This window comes from Microbacterium azadirachtae (genome assembly GCF_000956545.1).
Lineage (GTDB): Bacteria > Actinomycetota > Actinomycetes > Actinomycetales > Microbacteriaceae > Microbacterium > Microbacterium azadirachtae.
The window spans coordinates 1-534 of sequence record NZ_JYIT01000006.1 but is presented as its reverse complement, the minus strand read 5'-3'; the positions used below and the strand labels follow the sequence as shown (position 1 = coordinate 534).

Annotated in this window: 2 protein-coding genes; both read right to left on the bottom strand. The window is 73.6% G+C overall.

Going from position 1 to position 534, the window contains the following annotated elements; all coding sequences use genetic code 11:
* On the bottom strand, nt 1–288 hold a 288-nt coding region (locus RL72_RS00035), incomplete at its 3' end, for a membrane dipeptidase (RefSeq protein ID WP_045248756.1).
* A partial coding sequence (locus tag RL72_RS19970) for a hypothetical protein (protein WP_045248755.1) occupies nt 285–534 on the bottom strand: 250 nt, incomplete at its 5' end. The genes RL72_RS00035 and RL72_RS19970, both read right to left, overlap by 4 nt.

Sequence of the window (534 nt, the reverse complement as noted above, 5' to 3'; positions counted from 1 at the left end):
GCGGCACAGCGCGACCCGGTGGGCGTTCTCCTCTGCGACCCGATGTGCGGCCTCGATCATGCGCAGGGTGCGGCGTAGCGCCCCCTCGGGACGATGAGGATCCTCGACGAACACGGGGAGCACCTGGAGGTCCACGCCCCCCTTCTCGAGCTGCGGCAGCCAGCGCTCCCGGAAGAAGCTCCCCCAGCGCTCGGGAGGGCGCGCCACGACCGCGCAGAGTAAGTCGTTGTGCGCATCCGCGACCACGGCGCGGCGATGCAGCGCTCGGGCGAACCCCGGCGCGGTCATGACGCCACCCGCCGATCCGCCCGGCCCGCGTGCAGGAACAGCGCCCTGCCCGCGCCGTCGTCGCCGAGGAAGGCGACCGGCTGGCGGACGCCGTCCTCGGCCTCGGTCGGCAGGAAGGAGTCGCCGCGCCAGCGCACGAGCCCGGTGCGATAGGGGATGTCGCCCACTTCCGCGGCGATGCCGACGGGGGTCCGTTCCAGGCGCAATGAGCCGTCTCCCGCTCGCCGGATCTCGGTCACGGACGTG